The organism is Thermoproteota archaeon, from assembly GCA_003352285.1.
In the GTDB taxonomy this organism is placed as follows: domain Archaea; phylum Thermoproteota; class Nitrososphaeria; order Nitrososphaerales; family Nitrosopumilaceae; genus PXYB01.
In genome coordinates this window covers 69,571-93,396 of sequence record QQVN01000004.1, presented here as the reverse complement: position 1 = coordinate 93,396, position 23,826 = coordinate 69,571, and the positions used below count along the sequence as shown (strand labels likewise).

The following is a 23,826-nucleotide window of genomic DNA, read 5'->3' as shown; positions in this document are numbered from 1 at the left end:
AAACGGCTTTATCTTGGTTTCTTGACCCATGATTATTGTCATTAAAAAATGTCAAGTCATCATTAGACAAAATATCAAAAAGCTTTTCCGTTACTCAGGATGCAAGGGAATTTCTAATTAAAAATACAAGAGAAGTTGTAATTTTATCAAGTCAGGCCATTATTGCAGTCCACAAACAAGATCTAAAATCTGCAAAGGAGAAAGCTAAAAAGGCAAATACATTGTTAACCTCACAAAAGAAAAAAGCAGTGGGAGAACTTCAAAGGTACATAATCATTCCAGAACAGGAATTAGTTGAGGCATTTGCATTAATTGCCATTGCTGAAAAAAAACCTGTACCATCTATTGATACACTAAAAGTCAATCCTGAATCATATATTCTTGGTCTGCTTGATTGTGTTGGTGAATTAAAAAGACTAACGTACGATAAAATCCGCAAAGGAGAACCAGAAGAAGCCATCAGAATTTTTGGAGTTATGGAAGATCTTTATCAAAATTTGTATCCATTTGCTACATATGATAAAATTGTAAGAGAGACACGAAGGAAGCTGGACGTCAATAGAATTTTGGTAGAAGATGTAAGAGCAGCTCTTACAGAAGAAATTCGAAGATCTGATTTAATTAATGCAATAAAAAAACTCGAGAAATAATTTTGATAATGAATATGCGGGCGATGGGATTTGAACCCACGAACTCCTAAGAGACTAGCCCCTCAAGCTAGCGCCTTTGGCCAGGCTGGGCGACACCCGCAACGAAATTTTCATGCAGGGTTTTTATAATCCTTGGTTACTTTTCGAAAATATGTTAGTTCCAGTCAGATGTTTTACTTGTGGAAATCTAATTGCTGACAAATTTGATGATTATCAAACTAAAATCAGATCAGGGGAAGATCCTGCCAAAGTTCTTGATTCTTTGAATATCAAAAGATATTGCTGCAGAAGAATGTTACTAACTTCAGTGGAAACAATTCAACAGATTGTTCCATTTTATGAAGCAATTCAGAGAAGACACCAAGAAGTTCAATCTGAGTTAGAATAGCTTGTCAAAAATTTCATCATTAAAGGCAAGAGTACTATACAATAGTAGAGGCAGTAAAACTATCGAGGTAGACATTACTGTAGATAATAAAATCTTAGGAAGAGTATGCGCACCATCTGGAGCAAGTGTTGGAAAGTATGAAGCACAGAGCTTCCCTACTGGAGGACCAGAAGAAAGTGCAAAAGTACTAAACTCTAATGAGCGAAAATTTATTGGGCTAGACTCTGGAGATCTAAAATCCATTCACGACACCATTCGTTCAATTGATGATTCAAAATATTACTCCAAGATTGGAGGTGCATCTGCTTTTGCAGTAACCATTGCGTCAATGGATGCATCTGCAAAGGCATCTGACTTGCCACTCTACAAGATACTAGCGGACAAGACTGAGTTAAAATTTCCATTTCCATTAGGAAACATACTTGGTGGTGGAGCCCATGCAGGTCCTGGAACCCCAGATATTCAAGAAATATTGATCTGCTCGACAGGTGCAAAATCAATAAGAGAATCCATCGATACTAATTTGGCAGTTCATAAAGAATTGAGAAATATTTTGCAGAAAGAAGATCCTGGTTTTACAAACGGTAGAGGTGATGAAGGTGGTTGGGCACCAAAGATGAATAATGATAAAGCTTTAGAGGTGTCTGCAAAAGCATGTGAAAATTTAGGATTTACTTTAGGCAAAGAAGTATCCCTAGGAGTAGATTTTGCATCATCCACTCAATGGAAAGAAGAAAAAAATAAGTATGTTTATGATAGGTCAGGATTTGAAAATTCTGCCGGAGAACAAATTGAATTTGTTTCAGATATAATTAAAAAATACAAATTAATTTACGCAGAAGATGCTGTACATGAAGAAGCTTTTGATGATATGTCAGAAATTACTAAAAGATTTCCAAATACACTTGTCACTGGTGATGATCTAACAGTAACTAACAAATCAATTTTACAAAAGGCTATTGAGAAAAAAGCTTGCAATGCAGCTATTCTCAAAGTTAATCAGGCAGGAAGTCTTTATGATGCACTAGAATTTGCAAAGGAGGCAAATGATAATAACATTAGATTAATCACTTCACATCGATCAGGCGAATCTACAGATAGTCAGATTTCCCATATAGGTATCGCTACCAAGTCAAAGATGCTCAAAGTAGGTGTCGTAGGTGGTGAAAGGGTATCAAAACTCAATGAATTAATTAGATTATCAGAGCATGATTTAATACGCGGTATGGCTGAAATTTAAAAATCGATATGAGTCAACAAGCAGAAACTGAAGATATTAAGAAGAAAATCCTATCCACAGGAATCAGGGTAGGAACTCAGGTTAAAACCAAATTCATGAAACCTTTCATCACTAAAGCCAGTCCTGAAGGCCTTTACATGATTGATTTAGATATTTCATTAGACCGTATCAAGACAGCTGCAAAATTCATTAACAGAATTGGAGTGGACAAAGTAATCGTTTGTTCAGGAAGAGAGTATGCCAATATGCCAATTGAAAAATTCTGTGAAATGACAGGAGCATCTGCAAAATTAGGACGATTTATGCCAGGGACTTTGACAAATCCATCATTACCATATTATATTGAACCAAAATTATTGTTAATTTCTGATCCACAGGTAGATGATCAGGCAATTACAGAAGCTACCAATGCAGGAATTCCTGTGATTGGAGTAGCAAACACAGACAATATCACATCAAAAGTGGATTTGGTAATTCCTGCAAACAACAGAGGTAGAAAAGCCCTTGCAACAGTATACTGGTTATTGGCAAGAGAAATTTTAATTGAAAAGGGTGAGCTCAAAGAAGATGAATCAATGAAGTATGAAATTGATGACTTTGAGACCAAAATTTCTGATGAGGCCTTAGACTGATGCAAGTTAGAACACCGGCAGTAGCCGGAATGTTCTACGCCGGCGAAAAAAATCAATTAAAAAAATCCATTCATGATTGCTTTCTGCATTCCTATGGACCAAAAAACTTACCGCCAAGTTCATTATCAAAAAACATAATCGGTATGATTTGTCCCCATGCTGGATTCATGTATTCTGGACCAATTGCATGTCATTCAGTTTATGAAATATCAGCAAATCAATATGAAACATTTATCATAATTGGACCCAATCATTGGGGACTTGGTTGCAATGTATCATCCATCAAAGAATGTACCTGGGAAACTCCTCTTGGAGAAGTAATTGTTGATTCCAAATTGGCTGATGAACTAGTTAATGAAACAAATTTTGTTGAGTTGGATTTGTTTTCACATACAAAAGAGCACAGTATTGAAGTACAGATTCCAATGTTGCAAGAAACATTTCAAAATTCATTTAAGATATTACCAATATCATTAATTGATCAAACGAAAAAAACAACAGTGGCGTTGGGAAAAGCAGTTGCAAAAATTTCAAAAGAAAATAAAGTCATGATTGTTGGTTCATCAGATTTTACTCACTACGAGCCAAATGATGTTGCATACAAACAAGATAAAGCACTAATCGAGCCAATTTTGAGATTGGATATTGATGAATTCTACAAAGTTTTAGAAGAAAAACAAGTTAGTGCATGTGGCTATGGTGCTATTGCTGCAACAATGCAGGCATCTAAGGAACTAGGTGCAAAAGAGGGAAAACTTCTAAAATATGCAACAAGTGGAGATATCACTGGAGAAAAGAGTTCTGTAGTAGGATATGGGTCGATAGTTTTTTCTTGAAATCAACAGCTTCAGCCCCAGGAAAAGTCATTCTTTTTGGAGAACATTTTGTCGTACATGGAACAAAAGCAATATTATGCTCCATAGATAAGCGAGTGACAGTTTCTTCCGAAATAATTAGTGATAAAAAGATAATCGTAAAATCAGATTTAGGACAAATTTCAGTTAACTCTTCAGAGCCTATTTCGAAAATCAAATCATCGTTTAAGCCGTTTATTTTCATAGCAAAGAAGATGATGGAAGAATTTAATCACAATGCAGGAATAAGTATCGAAATTAATTCAGAAATACCATCAGGGGTAGGATTGGGTTCATCCTCTGCATGCTGTGTTGCAGCAGCAGGTTCGATTTCTGCACTTTTCTCAAAACTTTCAAAAGAGAAAATCGTTCAGCTATCTATAGATGCAGAAAAAACTGTATTTGAAAGAGCATCAGGAGCAGATACCACAATCAGCGCACATGGAGGAATTATAGAGTATGATATGGGCGAATTTCACCCTATTAAATCAAAAATTAGTTTTAGTCTAGTAATTGCCAACTCAACGATCATTCATTCAACAAGTAAAGTTGTAACAAAAGTAAATGAATTTAGGAAAAAAAATAATGTTGAATTTTCAGAGCTGTGTAATCAAGAATCAAAACTAATTCAAAAAGCACAGGAGTCAATTATGAATAATGACATTGTGAGTCTTGGAAAATGTATGAATGAAAATCAAATGTATTTAGAAAAGATCGGAGTATCAAATGAAAAACTACAAGCAATGATTGCAATTGCAGAGAGATCATCATTTGGAGCAAAAATCACTGGAGCAGGAGGCGGGGGATGCATTATTGCATTGGTAAATGATTCTAATATCAATGAAACCCTACAAAATTTAAAGCAAGAAAAATACGAATGCTTTACTACAAAAATTGGGGTTGAAGGATTGAATACTTTTTAATTCCCTATTTTGTTCAAACATACATGATCCTGATAAAGCTAGGCGGTTCAATTATCACTAATAAAGAAAAACCTCTTTCCCCTAAACCAAAAGTAATAGATAAGATCATAAAAAATATCAAAAAAATTCATGAGCCAATAATCGTAGTTCATGGCGGAGGTTCGTTTGGGCATTACTGGTCAGTCAAATTCGATATGCACACAAAGCCGGCATCTTACAGTCCCAGAGGTGTTTCAATAGTAAAAAATTCAATGATTGAATTAGACAAGATTATACTTGACTCATTTTTAAAAAATAAATTAAATCCATATTCAATCCCTCCAACAGATTTTATGTTTGGCAATAAACCAATATCCAAAAAGATTCATGAGATTGAAAAAATTTCTAAATCCAATCTTATTCCAGTAACATTTGGTGATGCGTTATGGTACGGGAATAAAAAATCATTCATTTTGTCAGGTGATAAAATTATGACGATCTTTGCAAAAATACTAAAACCAAGATTAAGTATTTTTGTTTTAAATGAGGATGGATTGTATTCGGACCTAAAATCTAAGAAATTAATTCATGAGGTAAAAAATCAAAAACTATCCATAACAGAGAATTCAATGGATGTTACAGGCGGCATGACTAGAAAAGTGCAGGAAGCAACAAAAATTTCAGGATTTGGATTAGATGTATTTTTTGTAAATGGCAACAAACCTGAAAGAATAGTCAAGGCCGTAAATGGAAAGAAATTTGAGGGCACGTTGTTTCGAGGTAAATAAAATGGAAGAATATGTCATACTAGTCGACAAAAATGATAATCCTGTTGGAAAGGAAGAAAAAGTAAAGTGTCATCTACCAAATGGCAAGTTACACAGGGCATTTACTGCGCTACTTTTTGATAAAGAGGGAAGACTACTACTCACCAGACGCAGTTCTAGTAAGATGTTATGGCCTGGAGATTGGGACGGCACAGTAGCTAGTCACCCAAGAGAATCAGAGACCTACATCTCATCAGCTGAAAGACGAATGCCTGAAGAGGTTGGCATACCGTGTAAGATGTATTATCTTTTCAAATTTGAATACCATGTGCCTTACAAGGACATAGGTTCGGAGAATGAAATGTGTGGGACGCTAATTGGGATTGTAGATAAAAATGCAAAATTTAGTTTGGTGGATGATGAAATTAGCGAATTGAAATGGATTACACCGAAAGAATTAATCTTTGAATTGAAAGATAATGCAAAGATATACTGCCCTTGGATGCTTATTGCACTTTACCTCATACCATTATCAAAAAAAGATGCATTACAAAAATTCAATGAAATTTTTAAGGATTGGACACAAAAAGAAATCAGAGAAATATTAGAAAAGGCAATTAAACTTCATCTTCCAGACAACAATTGGAGGCATGTAAGTGATTGAACGAGAAATCAATGAAAAATAATGCAAAAAATGTAAACAAATACCTAAAAACAAAGCTAAAAGGAGAACCAAAGTTACTCTATAACGCTGCAGGACACCTCATAGTAAATGGAGGAAAAAGACTTAGACCATTTATGGTCATGAAGAGTTCTCAAATTCTAAAGGGCAAAGATTCTGAAGCATTGCCAGCTGCAGCAGCTGTGGAAATGATACACAATTTCACACTTGTTCATGATGACATAATGGATAATGATGAAATGAGGCATGGAGTTCCAACAGTTCATAATAAATTTGGTATGCCGATTGCAATTTTAGCTGGAGACGTATTATTTTCAAAAGCTTATCAGTTAATTTCTACATCAAATCTTTCACCAGAGATTTCATCAAAACTTGTTGCAAGATTAGCAAAAGCCTGTGTCGATGTTTGTGAAGGTCAATTACTAGACATTGGAATGGCAAGTAGTAAAAAAATTCCTTCAGAAGCTGAATATATTAAAATGATTGGGAAGAAAACGGCTGCGCTATTTGATGTATCATGTTCAATGGGTGCAATATGTGCAAAGGGAAAGAGCAAGGACATCAAGAATTTGTCATCATTTGGAAAAAATCTTGGAATTGCATTTCAAATTACTGATGATCTGATTGGCATAATGGGTGATCCCAAAATTACAAAAAAACCAGTCGGTAATGATTTAAGGGAAGGAAAAAAATCATTACCGATTTTACTTGCAATTAAAAAAGCAAAGGGAAAAGACAAGACAGCAATACTAAAGGCATTTGGAAATCCAAAAACTACAAAAAAAGAGCTTGAAAATTCTGTGAAGATCATCCGTTCATTAGGAATTGAGAAAACTGTAAGAGCCCAAGCCCTAAGATATGCACAGCTTGCAAAAAAATCTTTGAGAACATATTCAGGACTTTCAAAGGATGAACTCATCTCATTGTTAGATTTTGTTGTAAAAAGGAGTCTGTAATTTGGATGATCAGTTAAAAAATGATATTCGTAAATTTGCCTTACAAAATGCCTTTGAGCATGATGGAAAGACTCAAGACAAAATTGTCTTATCAAAAATACTAGGAACAAAACCAGAATATCGAAGTAAAGCAAAAGAGATCATTTCAGAAATTTCAGAAATTGTAAATGAGATTAACAAGCTTTCACTTGAAGAGCAAAGATCAGAGATTGAATCATTGTTTCCAGATATTTTAGAACCAAAAGAGAAACAAGCCAAGGAAGAACAAGGATTACCTCCTCTAGAGGGAGCTGAAAATGGAAAGGTTGTGACGAGATTTCCTCCTGAGCCAAATGGATATCCCCACATAGGACATGCAAAAGCTGCAATAATCAATGAAGAATACGTAAACAAGTATGGCGGAAAAAAAATTCTCAGAATGGACGATACCAATCCAGAAAGTGAGAGACTAGAATATTACGCGGCAATCAAAGTGGGATTAGAATGGCTTGGAATTCATTATGATGTGGTAAAAAACACTTCTGATGATATGGAATTATTGTATGAAAAAGGCATGCAAATAATCAAATCTGATAATGCCTATGTCTGCACGTGTAAGAGAGACGATATCAGTAAAAATCGAAGAGAGATGAAGGCATGTAAATGCAGTAAAGGTGACTTGAAACAAAATAATGAAAGATGGAATAAAATGTTTGAAAAGTACAAGCCCGGAGAAGCAATAGTAAGATTTCGTGGAGACATGAATTCAGAGAATACGGTTATGCGAGATCCAGTACTTTTTAGAATTATTGAGGGAAAACATCCGCTTTTAGGGGAAAAATATAGAGTTTGGCCAAGCTATGATTTTGCAGTAGCAATTGAGGATAGTATAGACGGAGTCACCCACGCATTTAGATCAAAAGAATATGAACTGCGAAACGAGTTGTATGATGCAATTCTTGATGCATTAAAAATGCGCAAGCCAAAGATGGGAGAATTTTCACGCTTGGAATTTAAAGGAATGCCAGTCTCAAAAAGAGTCCTAAGGCCACTAATCGAGGAGGGAAAAATTGCATCATATGACGACCCAAGACTACCCACGCTAGAGGCTATGAAAAAAAGAGGCATCACACCGCAAGCAATAAGAAAATTCATCTTATCGCTAGGATTTACCAAATCAGACACTCTGGCACCGTTTGATGCTTTAGAATCATTCAACAGGAAAATTATCGATGGGGAAAGCATCAGATTGTTTATGATACAAAATCCAAAGAAGATAACAATAAAAAAACTCCCTTCAAAACACGTGGAAGTTCCAAATCACCCAACAAAAGATCTAGGTAAAAGAAGAATAGAAGTTGAAGAAAACGTTTTGGTCGAAGTACAAGCTGAAAACAATCTTGAAGTAAATTCACATTTGCGATTGATGGGACTAGGTAACATCAAAATTGTTAATAATTCTCCAGAAATTATTGCAGAATATACTGATGATAACATGGATGTTGATTTTCCAAAAGCACAATGGATTCCAGAAAAAAATGTACATAAAATAAAAATCCTCATCCCAAAACAATTATTCATCGAAGAGACGTATAATGAAGACAGTTTAGAAGAGTTAGAAGTTTATACAGAGTCATATTTCCTAGAACTAAAAGAAGATGCAAAAATACAATTTATGCGATTTGGATACTGTAGGAAAGACTCGCAAAATCAAGCAATTTTTACCCACAAGTGATTAATTTGAAGATAGCACGATTACTGAATGGAGAAAAGGAAACTTATGGTATTATCAAAAATGACAAAGTAGCTACCAAAGAAGAGATTACTTATGCCACGGGAATTCCAATTCCTATTAGTATCAAGGATTTTCTTTTTGATGGGTGGTATGAAGAGATTAGAGAAAAATTTGATAGCCTGCCATATGATGAATCACTATCTAAATTCAAGGTTTTAGCGCCAATCCCTAATCCTTCAAAGATCATTTGTCTTGCATTCAATTACTCTGATCATGCAAAAGAACAAGGACTTACTCCTCCAACAGACCCGGCAATTGTAATTAAGCCTAGAACAGCTATCAATTCTACAGATTCTGAAATTGTTTGCCCAAATTTTGTTACCCAGTTGGATTACGAGATAGAACTAGCGATAATTATTGGCAAAAAATCGAAAGACCTTGATGTGAAAGAAGCCATGAATTCAGTTTTCGGTTACATGATTTTAAATGACGTTTCTGCAAGAGATATTCAATTTAAAGACAAACAATTCACAAGGGCAAAGGGATTTGATACATTTGCGCCGTGTGGTCCATGGATTACCACGCAAGATGAAATCAAAGATCCACAAAATCTATGGCTCAAGACAAAAGTTAATGGTGAAACCAGGCAGGATTCAAACACATCAAAGATGTCAATTCAAATTCCAGAAATCATTTCAAAATTAAGCAAAGTAATGACATTGGAAAAAGGAGACATTATTTCGACTGGCACTCCTGCTGGTGTTGCTTTAAACAGCTCAAAATTTGATTATCTAAAAGATGGAGACAAAATTGAAATGGAGATTGAGAATTTAGGAATGATAACTAACACAATAAAATTTTATGATTAATCATTCAAGTTTTTTCCACATCAAGTAAAAAGATAATTTTTTGATAATGTCTTGTGAATCATTAATTTTATTTAATTTTGTTAGAACTTGTATGCGCTTAAAATTCTGTAAATTAGCCAAATGTTTTGAATAGTCAAGAAGTTTTTTAATTCCCAAATCATTTCCGAAGAGCAAAGTAACGATCATCGTTTTGGCAAAATGCTTTGAAGATGTAATTACAGCAACGGAGTATTCATCATTATCATTGTAGTAAATTATCTGTTGGTTTTCAACTAGTAGTGATAATTGCTGATCATTTAATGGATACCACCGCCAAGAGTCTACATAGAAAAGTTCTAGGGATCTCATCAAGTCAAAAACTTTAGTATTGGTTTTAGTAAATTCAATCTGAGAAGCAATTGATTTTTCTGGTAATAATGAAAAAAAATTCCACGTTTCTTTAATGACATATCCAAGCTTTTTAGATAATTCCAAAGAGTTTTTGTTATTTGTTTCAATTAACATAAAAGAACTTAAGCAATCATTTTTTATTGCTTGGTTTTCAGAATGTTGTATAAGCGATGATGCATAGCCTTTCCTGCGAAAGTTTGGATTTACTCTTATGCCTTCAATCCATACTTGCTGGTCCTTTTTTGAGATAGATGCATGAGATAATGCTACTGGAGAATTATTTTCACGTACTACAAACAGATTACCCTCTAAATACCAATAATCCCATATTTCAGAGATATAATCACCCCAAGAAAAGGTATTCTTGCAAAATTTGATTACATCCTTTTTATCAGATTTTAGGGCATTTAGTACTTGCATGAAGAGATTCAAGTAGAAAAATTATTAAGAATAGTTAATTGAGATCGCCCATGGGTAAGATTATTGCGGGTAAAGTATCAGACATCACCCCAGGTAAGCTCTGTAAAGTATCGATTGATGGTAAAGATATTCTTGTAACTAATTTGGATGGCGAGTATTTTGCAGTAGATGATACCTGTACTCATGCAGGGGCCAGTTTGTCTGAAGGAAAAATTGAGGGCTCGACAGTAACTTGCGGATGGCATGGAGCACAGTTTAATTGTAAAAATGGCAATCTAGAAAAATTTCCAGCTAAAATCAGAAATTTGGGCACTTACAAAGTTGTAGTAGAATCAGACGATGTATTTGTTGAGGTATAATATCAGAGATACTAAAGAGGAGTTATGGCAAGCAACGATCAAAATAAAGAATCATTGAAGGAAGCAATAGATACTCTTAATCAAATAGCGTCGAACCCCTCAACTCCAAAGACCATTAAAAAAAATATCACTGATCTATTAGCAGATTTAGGAAATAAAGAGTATTCCATGTCAGTTAGGGCAGCCAATGCAATCAGTATGCTAGATGATATTACACAAGATCCTAACATGCCATCATATGTTCGTGTAACACTTTGGCAGGCAGTATCAAAGCTGGAAGGAATAAGAGAATAAATTTCTTTGATGATTATTCTTGTCAATGAAAATTGAAGATTATCTAAAATCATTGCCCCAAGAAATTATCTCTGGGGAAGACGTAGAGCTTCCTACAAATTCCTTAAGAGACATCTTTAGATTTGCTGAATTATCAGAAAAGGATGTTTTTTATCATTTGGGATGCGGGACAGGACAAGGACTTGAAATTGCAATAAAGGAATTTAATGTAAGAAAAGCCGTTGGGATAGATACCAATAAAGAAAAAATTTTACAAGCAGAGAAAAGAGTAGATTGTGATTTATTTTGTCAAGACATTACAGAATCAGATATTTCTGATGCTACTGTAATCCTATTTTGGTTCACTGATGAAGCAATTATTGAAAAAATGATGAAAAAGTTTGTTTCATTAAATAATTGTAGAATTATTACAATTTGGAGTCCCTTACCTGAGTGTCTACCAGAAAAAGTCCAGTTTCCCTACATAATCAACCAAACCCCATTCAAAAAGACAACGGATTTGCAGGAGCAGCTATTGGCAATTTTTGGTGTAAAGTGTGTCGACTTTGTTACAGCATGGGAATTTGCTGAAAGATACACCAAAGCAATTAGCGGTCCCGAATCTGAAAATGATAGATTTTTGACAATTATTCAATCATTGGTGATTTGGATTAATGCAAAAAATTTAGGAGTTGCGTGTGGGGATGAAATCCCAGAATCAATTAAAACGTATATTGGTATATTGCGAAATTTCTTCAATATTGAGATTGAACACTTGTTGAAAAAATAGCTGTAATCCTTTTATTTTGTAAGAGGTATTATTCAAATATGCAAGAAAGAATCAACATCAATGTTTCTGCAATCGATTATGACAAAACTAGCAAGCAAATAACATCCACTCTATCATTACTGGAAGAAATGGTTCATGGAGAGGATGAATTTGTCATTACAGATTCAGAATTTGCCTTTGGCTGGCATTTCTTTGTTGTAAGTGTAAACAGAGAAGTGGTCAACAAATTGGCAGTACAAATGGGAGATGACTTTAGTAGATTAAAAGGCAAAGGGGTTGATAAAAAATTCTTAACTTGGTTAACTCAAAAAATTGAAAATAAGATTCCACGATTCAAGTTAGCAATTAAAGAAGAGATGGAATCTAGCAAGTACGGAATATTTTAGATAAATACTGATTTCAGAAAATACCTGATAATTATTTGAGGGCCCTCGAGGGGAATCGAACTCCTGTCCGGGGATCCACAGTCCCCTATACTAACCACTATACTACGAGGGCCACGTTCATCAATTCAGGCTTTCCAGTAATAATCTTTGATTTTTGATTCAGAAAATTATCTTTAGATTTATTATTGAGTAAAACAGTATTAAAAATATGAAATCCAAAGGTTGGTGGATAGGCATGGGAATTGCAGCAGCAGTTACATGGGTCGGAGTAAATTATTTCCTTCCTTGGCTATAGAATAACTAATTTCATTGTGTAAATGATTTTTATGATTTAGTGCGTAAATATGACGCACAGATTTTTATTTGAAGTGGCTGCAAATGTGACGATTTGAAACGAGAGTTTATTACAAAAAAATTACGTTCGGGTAAGAAACTATCTGAGAATATTGGAACAGAACAGAAGGTAGAAACTGTAGAAAGTGAAAAATTTACCTGGATAGACTTGCAAAACCCAGATAGGGCATATGTTGAAAAATTAGCAAAACAGTATAACCTAAACTCGCTAAATATTGAAGATTGTCTAACAAAATTTGAATTACCAAAGCTTGATAGTTATTCTGAGCATGTTTTTCTAATACTTCATTTTCCTCCATTGGCATCAAGTCAATTCATGCCCAAGTACAGTCAGCTCTCTGTATTTTTGGGAAAAAATTTTTTGATTACTGTCCATCAAGGAGATTTGAAACCATTACTTGATCTGGTAAATATCTGCAAGGGTGATTTTGATCCAGAGAGAAAAAAACGACTACTAGGCAAATCAACTGGTATGTTACTGCATGAAATAATTGATGTACTAGTAGACGATTTGTTGCACACTTTACGAAAGATTGTAGCTAATTTAGATGAAATTGAGGAGGGTGTATTTGATGAAAAGAAATCTGCTGCAAGAAAGATCTCAGTGTTAAGAAGAGAGATTACGATGCTAAGACGCATTGTCAACCCCTTGAAAAGAATTGTTTTGGAAACTACAAAACACATTCCAAGATTCTCTGAAACAGATCTTACATTATACTTTGATGACATCATAGACCACATAGACAAGGTCATTGACACATTAGAAGAATCAAGAGAAACTATGGAAATTTACAAAGATACTGATTTTATGCTCAGTACTGAAAAGACAAACAAAGTTCTTGCCGTTTTGACTATAATTTTCACCTTGGCTATTCCGGCTACAGTAATCGGTACGTTCTATGGAATGAACGTAAATCTACCAGGTGGAATTGAAAGTGCAGGAAATGGAGGATACACTACTTTCATCATAGTTATTCTTGCTTCAATAATACCTGCAGGATTAATGTTCATGTACTTTAGGAAGTTGGGCTGGCTAAGTGATTAAGAAATCATAATTACTATTTCTCAATAAGGCTGATAACCACTTTAGTTAATGATAAATTCATTTCATCAGGAATTACAATCATCAACCCACTGTCTTTGTCCACATTATTGCAATACCCATTGAAGCTCTGATAATTTTGCCCAAAACATGAAGCCTCTGAATAATAAGAAAAACTTTCTCCATTTACAAATTCGTTGATTGACTCCTTTGAGGGAACAAAGTACACATCAAATCCGTTCTTTTTGTCATTAATTTTAAGACTGAATTCATAGGATGTGGTTTCCTTATCAGTACAGATTGGAACAAACTGTACATATCCACCTCGAATTTTTTCATTTTGTGAGTTTAGATCATAGTTGAGATTTTTTTTGATTGGAAATGAGGATGCATAGGGATCTCCGTTGAGTTCATTTCCCTGAAAATATTCAATTCTGTTTCTGACAGTATCTATAGCATATCTGTATAAAATGGGCTTCCAGCTTGACTCACAATTGCTGAACTCATGCTGTAGTTCGATGAATGATTTTTCCCCAAGAAATTCAAGTTGATTAAAATTTTGTTCCTGTGGTCCAAGGTTTGTATCATAATCAAATGAGTATATGTCGGCATTTGGTCGTTTCCATGTTGTAGTTACATCAAAGAGTATATTCCCAGGATAGCTATTCCATTCGGGTTGCAAGTGTACATAGATCGAATATTTGTTAATTGTTTCATCAGATCCAGAGCTAAAAATTAAATGTCCAAAGAAGGCATTTAAAAAAATCACTACAAATGCAACTATTGGAATAATTACATAGAATTTATTTTTCATTAATTTTCTTCAATATTGAGAATATGCTTGATACATTATACTTTCGAGATCTTTGATATTTTTTGAAAGTGTGATTTTTGCTCGAAGTTTAGTTGCATCATTGATGCCTTTAGTAAAACTCATTGCTTGACCTTTGATATTTGAAAATCTTATCTTAAATTTTGTTGCAATTTCTAGATACTCAAAGAAGATTCCAATTTTTTGTTTGAGGGATGATTTTTCGTATGTTCCGTTTTCCAAATATTCATTAATTTGTTTGAAAAGATATGGATTTCCCATTGCTCCTCTGCCAATCATCACATAATCACATTTTGTTGATTCAAACATCTGTTTAGAAATCTCAGGAGAGGTTATGTCACCGTTTCCCACTACAGGAATGTCAACTAATTCTTTGAGCTCTTTAATCAAACTCCAATCAGCATAACCAGAATATCCTTGCTTTACTGTTCTTGGGTGCAGTGTAATCATCTGAATTCCCTTGTCTTGGGCTATTTGTGCGATATCCTTGAACAGAAATCGATTTGCAGAGGTTACACCTGCTCGAATTTTTAGTGTGACAGGTTTGTTCACGCTTTCAACTAGAGTTTTGAATATCATTGTTGTAAGATTTGATTCTTGTAATAATGCGCCTCCTGCCATTTGCTGTGTGATGTGCGGTGCAGGACACCCCATGTTATAGTCTATAATGTCAAAAAACGGTTCGACAATTTTTGCAGCTTTGGCTAATGCCTTTAGATCAGAACCAAAGAGTTGTACTGATAATGGTCGTTCTTCTTCAGAAAATTCAATGAATTCACAGATTTGTTTTTGATTTTTTTTTAATTGCTCTTCTTTTGCGACGATACTATGAATGCTAGTAAATTCAGTAACTACCAAACCTGCACCCATTTTTTTACACAGTAATCGCAATGCAGGATCACTAACTCCTGCCATTGGAGCTAAGAACGCCTTACTAGAAAACTTTGGTAATTGACTCATTATGAAAGACTAGAGAGCTAGGGATCAGGACAACCATCGGTGTCTCTATCGCCATCATAATCTTCAGGCTCTGTAGGACATAAGTCCAGATCATTTATGATTTGATCTAAATCATCATCGTGTACAAATCTTGATTGTTCAGGTACAATATCAGGACAACCGTCATTATCCTTGTACTTGTTCCATGTTTCTGGCTGGGTTGGACATTGATCTAAATCATCTGGAATGTTATCTTTATCAGCATCTGGACGAGTTGGGTCTGTGTTACCAGCAGGGATTACATCTGGACAGCCATCCCAGTCTAAATATTGATTATAATTTTCTGGCTCATTCTTGCATTGATCTTTTCTATCTTCGATACCGTCACCGTCTGCATCTGGGAATTGGAATGATTTTGCATCAGATGTTACAGAGTCTGGACAACCATCGGTGTCTTGGAATTTGTTATAAGTTTCAGGAACATTGGGGCATTGATCGATATTATCTGGAATTCCATCTCTGTCAGAATCTCTTGAAGTAGTAGTGTCAGGACATCCATCTTGGTCTAAGAATCCATTGAATGTTTCTGGTTGGTTAGGACATGAATCTATGACATCAGCAATTCCGTCGCCATCAGAATCAGCAATTCCTGCTTGACCAGATACAAAGTCGGGGCAACCGTCGGTGTCTTGGAATTTGTTATAAGTTTCCTTGGTTTGTGGACATTGGTCTACGCTATCAGGTATGCCATCAAAGTCAGAGTCACGATCAACTAAATATGGTTGTACATCTGGACAGCCATCATCATCTTGGAACCCGTTATATCTTTCACCTGCAGTTGGACACATGTCTTCAAAGTCTGGGATTCCATCATCGTCAGAGTCAAGTAAACCTTCAACGGACACACCAGGAACATCTGGACAGCCATCTTTATCTAAATAATTGTTATAGTTTTCAGGCTCGTTAATACAAGAGTCCCATCTGTCTTCTATACCATCGCCGTCAGTATCAGGGAACTGGAATTCGGTCATGCCAGATGTTACAGAGTCTGGACAACCGTCAGAGTCTTGGAATTTGTTATAAGTTTCAGGAGCATTGGGGCATTGATCAAATCTATCTGCAATTCCATCTCTGTCAGAGTCCTTTGATGATAGTGTATCAGGACAGCCATCTTGGTCTAAGAATCCATTGAATGTTTCTGGTTGGTTAGGACATGAATCTAAAACATCTACGATTCCATCACCATCAGAGTCTGGAGTAGATTTTTGACCTCCAATATAATCAGGACAGCCATCATCGTCTTGGAATTTATTGTAAGTCTCTTTTATTTGTGGACATAGGTCTACGCTATCAGGTATGCCATCAGAATCAGAATCAATACCAGAGAGATATGGTGGAATGTCTGGACAACCATCTTCATCATAATAATTGTTGTAACGCTCACCTACAGTTGGACATTGATCTAAATCATCTGGAATTCCATCGTAGTCAGTATCAATAACGCTACCACCGGTGGTTCCAGGTACATCAGGGCAACCGTCCCAATCTAAATATTGATTATAATTTTCTGGCTCTGTAATACAAGAGTCCCATCTGTCTTCGATACCATCACCATCAGTATCTGCAAATTGGTATGCTGCTTTGTCTGAGCTTACAGAGTCAGGACAGCCATCCCAGTCTTGGAATTTGTTAAATGTTTCAGGAACATTTGGACATTTATCAACATTATCAGGGATTCCATCTCTGTCAGCATCACCACTGGACACTTTATCTGGACAACCGTCTTGATCTAAGAATCCATTGTAGGTTTCTGGTTGCATCTTACACAAGTCCAAGTAATCATTAATTCCATCTCCGTCAGAGTCAGGTGTTGCTTTCTCGGTTCCGATATAATCTGGACATCCATCTTCATCAAGGAATTTGTTATACACTTCTCTACTGAAAGGACATTTGTCGACGAGATCTCCAATACCGTCTGAATCATAATCACCTGTTGATTGGAGATTTAAGACGTCTGGACAACCGTCATCGTCTTGGAATTTGTTATAATTTTCTCGTTCTGTTGGACATTGATCTGATGAATCTGGAATTCCATCGTAGTCAGTATCAATCAATCCATCAGAGGTGTGTCCAGGTACATCAGGACAACCGTCCCAATCTAAATAATTGTTAAAGTTCTCAGGCTCGTTAATGCAAGAGTCCCATCTATCATCGATACCATCACCATCTGTATCAGGGAATTTATAATCAGTACCTACAGATGGGGCAGAGTCAGGACAGCCATCGATGTCTTGGAATCTATTGTAAACTTCTTGTTCAAATGGACATTCATCTACTGCATCTGGAATGCCATCTTGATCAGAATCTTTTAGTGGTAAATAATTATCAGGGCAGCCATCAAAATCTAAAAATCCATTGAATGTTTCTGGTTGGTTAGGACATAAGTCAATTTTATCAGTAAATCCATCTTTGTCTGAATCTATGAATTCATCAGGATTTCCAGTTACTGGGACGTCTGGACAACCATCATCATCCTGATATTTGTTATAATTTTCTTTTACAGTTGGACAGTTATCTAAATGATCTTGGATTCCATCATAATCAGCATCATACCATGGAACAAAATTGGATGGACAGCCATCAAGCGGTCCATCAAAGTCCTCTTTTACAAAAGGACATTCATCAACAGCATCTGCAATGGTATCTCCATCAATATCATTTGGCGCTGCATGTGTGGTAATTGGCACTGCTGAAATAGTTGATACTAATAACAATAGAAATCCCAAAATGTGGTGTTTTCTCATACTCCCCGTCGGTTTTGCCAAGACGTCTTTATTAAACGTCACGGTAAATTTTTAGCTAGTTAGACTAAATTTCTTAGAATTGCAGTTTCGAAGATCAAAAATTAGATTTCTGAAAAATGTACGAAATGTGAGGCTTATGGATCAGGACAGCCATCGGTGTCTCTATCGCCATCATAATCTTCAGGCTCTGTAGGACAGAGATCATTTTCGTTGAGAATTCCATCTAGATCAGTATCATGGAGATATCTTGATTGCTCAGGAACTACATCTGGACATCCATCAGAGTCATCAAATTTGTTCCATGTTTCTTTTTCTGCTGGGCAGAGATCATCATTATCATATATTCCGTCACCGTCAGAATCAAACTTTGATGCTACTGAGGGAATTTCATCTGGACATCCATCAAAGTCGATGTATCTGTTCCAAGTTTCAGCTTCTGTTGGACACAAATCTAAGCTGTCTCTGACACCATCACCATCGGCATCAGGGAATGGTGTTTCATCTGGACATCCATCAGAGTCAAGAATTCCATTAAATGTTTCTGGTTGTTTTGGACAAATATCATTTTTATCAATAATTCCGTCACCGTCAGAATCAACAGATATTGACACATCTACAAAGTCTGGACAACCGTCAGAGTCTTCAAATCGATTATAGTTTTCTGCTGCAAGTGGACATGCATCATTTGCATCAGCAATTCCATCAAAGTCAGTGTCTTTAGATGATGATGTATCTGGACAACCGTCTCTATCTAAAATACCATTGTAGTTTTCTGGTTGGTTAGGACATCTATCATCAAGATCAATTATTCCATCACCGTCTGAATCAGGAATGTTTGCATCAGATGCAACATAGTCAGGACAACCATCTTCATCTTGGAATTTGTTGTAGCGCTCTGGAATCAAAGGACATTGATCAATTGAATTTGGAATGCCATCATAATCAGAATCACCTTCCATTGTATATGGTGGAATGTCAGGACAACCATCTTCATCTTGGAAACCATTGTATCTTTCTGGCTCAAGTGGACATGCATCATTAATGTTCAAAATGAAATCAGAATCAGAGTCATTTTCTCTTATTGCATCTGGACAGCCGTCAGAGTCCAAGAAACGATTCCAAGTTTCAGCCTCTGTTGGACATTGGTCTTGACTATCACTTACACCATCACCATCGGCATCAGGGAATGGTGCCAAGTCAGGACAACCGTCTTCATCCATGTAATTATTCATAGTTTCAGGTTTTGTTGGACATCTATCAAACAAGTCAGTGATTCCGTCACCATCGGCATCAAATATCTTTGAAGAGTCTACAAAGTCAGGACAACCGTCAGAGTCTTCAAACTTGTTGTAAGTTTCTGCAGCAGTTGGACATGCATCATTTGCATCAGCAATTCCATCGGCATCAGTATCTTTTGATAAATTGTTATCAGGACAACCGTCTCTATCTAAAATACCGTTAAATGTTTCTGGTTGGTTAGGACATCTGTCATCAAGATCAATTATTCCATCACCGTCAGTGTCAGATACTCCTTTACCAGCTACTACAGAATCTGGACAACCGTCATCGTCTTGGAAGAAATTGTAAGTTTCCCTAGCATTAGGACATAGATCTAGACTATCGAAAATTCCATCTCGGTCAGAGTCTTTGTCTGAGCTATAAGGTGGAATGTCAGGGCAACCGTCAGTGTCCTCAAAATTGTTGAATCTCTCTCGTTCAAGTGGACATGCATCTACTGAATTTGGAATTCCATCTCCGTCAGTGTCTCCACCATCAGAATCAGGACAACCGTCATCGTCTTGGAATCTATTCCAAGTTTCGGGTTCATTTGGACATGCATCACTAGCATCAGCAACACCATCTCGATCTGCATCAGGGAATGGTGTTGTATCAGGACATCCGTCTTGATCTTTGTAATTATTGAAAGTTTCAGGTTTTAATGGACATGAGTCATTAATATCAGCAATACCGTCGCCATCAGCATCTAATAATCCAGCACTTGCAACAAAGTCAGGACAACCATCGGAGTCCTCAAATCGATTATAGTTTTCTGGAGCAGTTGGACATGCATCATTTGCATCAGCAATTCCATCTCTATCGGAGTCTTTGGTTGATGAAGAATCTGGACAACCGTCTCTGTCTAAAATACCGTTAAATGTTTCTGGTTGGTTAGGACAGGAATCATCCACATCTGGAATTCCATCACCGTCTGAATCAGCTATATCTTTTCCTGATGAAACAAAGTCTGGACAACCATCATGATCTTGGAATTTGTTGTAAGTTTCTTTTGCATCAGGACATAAGTCATTACTATCTAAAATACCATCTCGGTCAGAGTCTCTGTCAGTTGAATATGGTGGAATGTCAGGGCAACCATCTTCATCTTCAAAACCATTGTATCTTTCTGGCTCAAGTGGACATGCATCATCAATGTCTTTGACTCTATCACCATCGGTGTCACCTAAACTAGCTGAAAAGTTTGGTATAGTATCTGGACAACCGTCATAGTCTGCAAATCGATTAAAGGTTTCCGGTTCAGTTGGACATGTGTCGTATTTATCGGCAATTCCATCACCGTCAGTGTCTAAGAAAAGTGAATCAGATTCAGCATCTGGACAACCGTCTAAGTCATTGTATCCATTGAATGTTTCTGGTTCAAAAATACATAAATCAAATTTATCTTCAATTCCATCATTATCAGAATCTAAAAATGTAGAACTTGTAATAGAATCAGGGCAACCGTCAAGGTCTTGGAATTTATTGTAAGTTTCAGCACTTAGTGGACATTGATCAACATCATCAGGAATTCCATCTCGGTCAGAGTCTCTTGATGACATTAATTTGTCAGGACAGCCGTCTCTATCAGAAATTCCATTGAATGTTTCTGGTTGGTTAGGACATAAGTCAACATCATCAACAAAACCATCACCGTCAGTATCTGGCAAGCCTTTTCCTCCACTAGAAGGAGCAACATCAGGGCAACCGTCTTCATCTTGGAAATTATTATAACGCTCTCTTTGAGTTGGACATGCATCTATATGATCTTCAATTCCATCAAAGTCCTTATCATACCATGGAACAAATTTTGATGGACAGCCATCAATATTACCTAGATAATCTTCTTGTAAATTTGGGCATCTATCAGAATCATTGAGAACTCCATCATTATCTAAGTCATTATCTGCAGCATAGACTGACTGCATAGGAATGCTTGTCAGAGTAGAAAATAGTAATAATATGAAGCCAAGAGTGAATTTTGATGTCAACGCCCAACCATACCTTCACGATCCTGTTATTAAACCTCACTCTAAAATTTTCCACACAAAGTGGATTTTTTGAGAATTGGAAATTTTCATCACTGATATTGCGATCAGTTTAAGTAAATCAATCAGAAAAATATCGACGTGAGTTGCTCAGGAGAAATTATTGAAGAAGAAGAGCTTATTCAGATTAAGCCAAATGTAATGCAACAACTAAAAAAAGCAAAGTATGGAGTCTCAGATCATTCTACTGTAGAATTATGTCATTGGACAAAAAAATCATTCAAGAATGAGGGAGACTGCTACAAACACAAGTTTTATGGAATCTCTACACATAGATGCATGGAATTTTCTCCTGCTGGAATGCACTGTGAAAATAGATGTGTATACTGTTGGAGACCAATGGAATTTTATGATTCGTTAGCTATGGAACCAGAAAAAGTTGCAGAGCCAGAACAAATCCTAACAAAGTTGATGGAAGAGAGAGAGAAGTTGATCATGGGGTATTATGGGGATAAAAGAAATGACAAACAAAGATTAGATGAGTCTAGATTACCAAGTCACTACGCAATTTCATTGTCTGGTGAACCAACAATGTATCCAAAATTACCAGAGTTAATCAAATATCTAAAATCACTAAAAAATACAAAATCAATTTTCTTAGTTACGAATGGTCAAGAACCAGATATGATTCAAAGATTAGCTGATGAAGATGCTTTACCAACACAGTTGTATCTTTCAACTAATGCAGCTGATTATGATTCATTTTTAAAGATTAATCGTCCCCGATATGATGATTCATGGGAAAGATGGAACAAAACATTAGGAATGCTAAAACATCTTGATACACGAACAGTTCTTAGAATAACTCTAATTCGAGATTACAATAACATTAACGAAATGATTCCTAGTTTTGCAAAAATGATTAATGAATCAAGCCCAAACTTTATAGAAATTAAATCCTACATGCACATTGGACGCTCACGCAACAGGTTAGAACGAGATAATATGCTAGAATTTAATGAAGTAGAACAATTTTCTAAAGAACTTGTACAACAAAGTAAAATGTTTTCCATAATGGATGTAAGCACTATATCAAGAATAGTAGTTTTACAAAATATGGAACGATTCATCGAGCGATGGATACCCGCTTACCAAACCACTTAGCAAATTTTTCTAATGATTTGTGTCTATGGGATAAAATATTTTTATTTTCAAGCTGTGCAAATGTTTTTGTTTCTCCCTCTGGAATAAAGATTGGATCATAACCCCAACCAGTTCCTAATGCTTTTTGTGAAATTTTTCCTAAAATAGTTCCTTCAAATATTTTTGAAGAGTTTTTTTCATCACTAAAAGATATGATAGAAGTAAATTTTGCTTTCCTATCAGAACATGTTAAGCGCAGAATTCCTTTGTTTCCAATTGTTTTAAAGACATATGATGAATATGGACCAGGAAATCCATTTAATGCATCAATAAAAAGTCCATCATCTTCAATAATAACTGGACATTTACATTTTGAAAATGCGTTTTGTGATTTATGTGATGCAATTTTTTTTAATGAATCAGATTGAATTTCTTCTAATTCACATTTGTAAAATCCCAAGGCAATGTTAAAAGTTGCAAGGATCTCTTTTGCTTCATTGTATTTGTTTTTATTTGAAGAAGCAAACATCAAATCATACGACTGTCGCATATCTACCTCGGCTCTCTATTACTGAAACAAGATGAATAATTTTGCTAAATCTCGAAGCACCAATAGTGTTTTTGTATCCAGACAAGAAATTTTTCCATGCAGAGTCAATTACTTTTGCATGAGCACTGTTTAGAATTTCCTTAAACAGTCTAAGATCTACAGCATGGTCTTCTGGTTTGTCTGTTTTGATTGATAGTCCAAAATCAATTAGAAAGATTTTCCTCTTAGAATAAATGAAATTAGATGTAGTAAGATCACCATGCATTATACCATTATTGTGTAGAGTTCCAACAACATTTCCAATTTGCTTACACTTTTCCACTATCAATTTATGTGGAAGTTGTCCTACTGTCTTTCCATCAATAAACTGCATCAAAATGCTAAACTGACTAAGGTTTACTCGGTAGATTAATGGTGCAGGCACGCCAAATTCTTTGACTTTGGAAATTATTTCTGCCTCATGAATTGTTCTTTGTTTTCTAATTTTTTCATCAAGCTGTGTAATTCTATAGTCTTTTTTCTTGCGAATTTTGAGTATTGATTTTTTTTCATTCCATTTGGTAAGAAAAAGGTCCCCCTCGGCTCCTTTTTTGAGTAATTTCATTAAAATTATATCCATAAGATGTG

At 35.6% G+C, this 23,826-nt stretch carries 24 protein-coding genes and 2 tRNA genes; 17 read left to right on the top strand and 9 right to left on the bottom strand.

Annotated features, from left to right (window positions below; translation table 11 throughout):
* Window positions 1-35: 35 nt before the first annotated feature.
* A complete protein-coding gene (locus DWQ18_05775) occupies window positions 36-650 on the top strand; it encodes an RNA-binding protein (GenBank protein ID RDJ33550.1) in 615 nt (204 codons plus the stop codon).
* Window positions 651-665: 15 nt separating this feature from the next.
* Here the strand turns inward: DWQ18_05775 and DWQ18_05770 are convergent.
* Window positions 666-750 (bottom strand) — tRNA-Leu (locus tag DWQ18_05770).
* A 51-nt stretch (window positions 751-801) separates the two neighbouring features.
* Between DWQ18_05770 and DWQ18_05765 the strand changes: the two genes are divergently transcribed.
* Genes DWQ18_05765 through DWQ18_05720 form a run of 10 tightly spaced genes read left to right on the top strand, consistent with a single transcriptional unit; the run spans window position 802 to window position 9,654 of the window.
* Window positions 802-1,038, top strand: a complete 237-nt coding sequence (locus DWQ18_05765; protein ID RDJ33549.1) for a DNA-directed RNA polymerase subunit N — start codon at window positions 802-804, stop codon at window positions 1,036-1,038.
* A 1-nt stretch (window position 1,039) separates the two neighbouring features.
* A complete protein-coding gene (locus DWQ18_05760) occupies window positions 1,040-2,278 on the top strand; it encodes an enolase (GenBank protein ID RDJ33548.1) in 1,239 nt (412 codons plus the stop codon).
* 8 nt (window positions 2,279-2,286) lie between these two features.
* Window positions 2,287-2,910: a 30S ribosomal protein S2 gene (locus tag DWQ18_05755; protein RDJ33547.1), complete on the top strand. Its 624-nt coding sequence runs from the start codon at window positions 2,287-2,289 to the stop codon at window positions 2,908-2,910.
* Window positions 2,910-3,746: an AmmeMemoRadiSam system protein B gene (gene amrB, locus DWQ18_05750; GenBank protein RDJ33546.1), complete on the top strand. Its 837-nt coding sequence runs from the start codon at window positions 2,910-2,912 to the stop codon at window positions 3,744-3,746. Before DWQ18_05755 ends, amrB begins: the two co-directional genes overlap by 1 nt.
* The gene (gene mvk, locus DWQ18_05745) at window positions 3,743-4,687 is read left to right on the top strand and encodes a mevalonate kinase (GenBank protein RDJ33545.1); all 945 of its coding nucleotides are present in this window, start codon (window positions 3,743-3,745) and stop codon (window positions 4,685-4,687) included. The genes amrB and mvk overlap by 4 nt, the downstream gene beginning before the upstream one ends.
* A 23-nt stretch (window positions 4,688-4,710) precedes the next feature.
* Window positions 4,711-5,454 carry a gamma-glutamyl kinase gene (locus DWQ18_05740; protein RDJ33544.1) on the top strand — a complete coding sequence of 248 codons (744 nt, stop codon included), beginning with the start codon at window positions 4,711-4,713 and terminating at the stop codon, window positions 5,452-5,454.
* Entirely contained in the window at window positions 5,426-6,097 is a 672-nt protein-coding gene (locus DWQ18_05735; protein RDJ33639.1) for an isopentenyl-diphosphate Delta-isomerase, read from the top strand. The genes DWQ18_05740 and DWQ18_05735 overlap by 29 nt, the downstream gene beginning before the upstream one ends.
* Before the next feature lie 11 nt (window positions 6,098-6,108).
* A complete protein-coding gene (locus tag DWQ18_05730) occupies window positions 6,109-7,071 on the top strand; it encodes a polyprenyl synthetase family protein (protein RDJ33638.1) in 963 nt (320 codons plus the stop codon).
* Between the two features lies 1 nt (window position 7,072).
* On the top strand, window positions 7,073-8,785 hold the full coding sequence (locus DWQ18_05725) for a glutamate--tRNA ligase (protein RDJ33543.1): 1,713 nt from the start codon (window positions 7,073-7,075) through the stop codon (window positions 8,783-8,785).
* Between the two features lie 5 nt (window positions 8,786-8,790).
* Window positions 8,791-9,654 carry an FAA hydrolase family protein gene (locus tag DWQ18_05720; protein RDJ33542.1) on the top strand — a complete coding sequence of 288 codons (864 nt, stop codon included), beginning with the start codon at window positions 8,791-8,793 and terminating at the stop codon, window positions 9,652-9,654.
* Here the strand turns inward: DWQ18_05720 and DWQ18_05715 are convergent, their stop codons facing one another.
* Window positions 9,655-10,464 (bottom strand): GNAT family N-acetyltransferase, encoded by an 810-nt coding sequence (locus DWQ18_05715; GenBank protein ID RDJ33541.1) that lies wholly within the window; start codon window positions 10,462-10,464, stop codon window positions 9,655-9,657.
* A 50-nt stretch (window positions 10,465-10,514) separates the two neighbouring features.
* Between DWQ18_05715 and DWQ18_05710 the strand changes: the two genes are divergently transcribed.
* Genes DWQ18_05710 through DWQ18_05695 form a run of 4 tightly spaced genes read left to right on the top strand, consistent with a single transcriptional unit; the run spans window position 10,515 to window position 12,272 of the window.
* A complete protein-coding gene (locus DWQ18_05710; protein ID RDJ33540.1) occupies window positions 10,515-10,823 on the top strand; it encodes a non-heme iron oxygenase ferredoxin subunit in 309 nt (102 codons plus the stop codon).
* 24 nt (window positions 10,824-10,847) lie between these two features.
* Complete coding sequence (locus tag DWQ18_05705; GenBank protein RDJ33539.1) at window positions 10,848-11,117, top strand: hypothetical protein; 270 nt, start codon at window positions 10,848-10,850, stop codon at window positions 11,115-11,117.
* A 25-nt stretch (window positions 11,118-11,142) separates the two neighbouring features.
* Window positions 11,143-11,886, top strand: a complete 744-nt coding sequence (locus tag DWQ18_05700; GenBank protein ID RDJ33637.1) for a class I SAM-dependent methyltransferase — start codon at window positions 11,143-11,145, stop codon at window positions 11,884-11,886.
* Between the two features lie 38 nt (window positions 11,887-11,924).
* Window positions 11,925-12,272: a hypothetical protein gene (locus DWQ18_05695; GenBank protein ID RDJ33538.1), complete on the top strand. Its 348-nt coding sequence runs from the start codon at window positions 11,925-11,927 to the stop codon at window positions 12,270-12,272.
* A gap of 40 nt (window positions 12,273-12,312) precedes the next feature.
* On the opposite strand, the gene DWQ18_05690 is transcribed toward DWQ18_05695, so the two are convergent.
* Window positions 12,313-12,384 (bottom strand) — tRNA-His (locus tag DWQ18_05690).
* 276 nt (window positions 12,385-12,660) lie between these two features.
* Between DWQ18_05690 and DWQ18_05685 the strand changes: the two genes are divergently transcribed.
* Window positions 12,661-13,671 (top strand): magnesium transporter, encoded by a 1,011-nt coding sequence (locus DWQ18_05685; GenBank protein ID RDJ33537.1) that lies wholly within the window; start codon window positions 12,661-12,663, stop codon window positions 13,669-13,671.
* 13 nt (window positions 13,672-13,684) lie between these two features.
* Here the strand turns inward: DWQ18_05685 and DWQ18_05680 are convergent, their stop codons facing one another.
* The 4 genes from DWQ18_05680 to DWQ18_05665 form a co-directional block, all read right to left on the bottom strand.
* Window positions 13,685-14,482, bottom strand: a complete 798-nt coding sequence (locus DWQ18_05680) for a hypothetical protein (protein RDJ33536.1) — start codon at window positions 14,480-14,482, stop codon at window positions 13,685-13,687.
* 9 nt (window positions 14,483-14,491) lie between these two features.
* Window positions 14,492-15,460, bottom strand: a complete 969-nt coding sequence (locus DWQ18_05675) for a tRNA dihydrouridine synthase DusB (GenBank protein ID RDJ33535.1) — start codon at window positions 15,458-15,460, stop codon at window positions 14,492-14,494.
* 17 nt (window positions 15,461-15,477) lie between these two features.
* Window positions 15,478-18,243: an adhesin gene (locus DWQ18_05670; GenBank protein ID RDJ33534.1), complete on the bottom strand. Its 2,766-nt coding sequence runs from the start codon at window positions 18,241-18,243 to the stop codon at window positions 15,478-15,480.
* Window positions 18,244-18,377: 134 nt separating this feature from the next.
* Window positions 18,378-21,452 (bottom strand): thrombospondin, encoded by a 3,075-nt coding sequence (locus DWQ18_05665; GenBank protein RDJ33636.1) that lies wholly within the window; start codon window positions 21,450-21,452, stop codon window positions 18,378-18,380.
* Between the two features lie 195 nt (window positions 21,453-21,647).
* Between DWQ18_05665 and DWQ18_05660 the strand changes: the two genes are divergently transcribed.
* Window positions 21,648-22,670, top strand: a complete 1,023-nt coding sequence (locus tag DWQ18_05660; GenBank protein RDJ33533.1) for a 4-demethylwyosine synthase TYW1 — start codon at window positions 21,648-21,650, stop codon at window positions 22,668-22,670.
* Here DWQ18_05660 and rdgB read toward each other — a convergent pair.
* Both rdgB and DWQ18_05650 read right to left on the bottom strand, forming a co-directional pair.
* A complete protein-coding gene (rdgB, locus tag DWQ18_05655; protein ID RDJ33532.1) occupies window positions 22,633-23,199 on the bottom strand; it encodes an RdgB/HAM1 family non-canonical purine NTP pyrophosphatase in 567 nt (188 codons plus the stop codon). The two genes, DWQ18_05660 and rdgB, sit on opposite strands and share 38 nt — an antisense overlap.
* The gene (locus DWQ18_05650; GenBank protein ID RDJ33531.1) at window positions 23,183-23,803 is read right to left on the bottom strand and encodes a Kae1-associated kinase Bud32; all 621 of its coding nucleotides are present in this window, start codon (window positions 23,801-23,803) and stop codon (window positions 23,183-23,185) included. The genes rdgB and DWQ18_05650 overlap by 17 nt, the downstream gene beginning before the upstream one ends.
* Between the last annotated feature and the right edge of the window lie 23 nt (window positions 23,804-23,826).